1 protein-coding gene is annotated in these 271 nt (G+C 62.4%); it reads right to left on the bottom strand.

From position 1 onward, the window contains the following. Positions 1-271, bottom strand: a 271-nt coding sequence (locus NLU14_RS21855; protein ID WP_275710572.1) for a hypothetical protein, incomplete at both ends; no start/stop codon positions are given.

The following is a 271-nucleotide window of genomic DNA, read 5'->3' on the forward strand; positions in this document are numbered from 1 at the left end:
GGTTCAAAGCCCGCTTGTCTTTCAGCCCGTGCGTCGCCAGGTCGTGCCCGGCGTCCAGGATCAGCGGCTTCTCGACGATGTCGTCCAGCAGTATCTTGGCCGTTCGCACCGATTCGTGCAGCGCCGCTTCAGGCAGGACGTCCCGCAGCGCGTTCAGCATCCCGACCATTTTTTCCGCGTACATCAGCTTGACGATACTGTCCGCGCTCATCAGATGCCTGGCAGCGAATTTGACCGTCCGCTCGAGGACGCGCGCGTCCTTGCGTTCCCT

This window comes from Marinobacter iranensis (genome assembly GCF_029207565.1).
GTDB classification, from domain to species: domain Bacteria; phylum Pseudomonadota; class Gammaproteobacteria; order Pseudomonadales; family Oleiphilaceae; genus Marinobacter; species Marinobacter iranensis.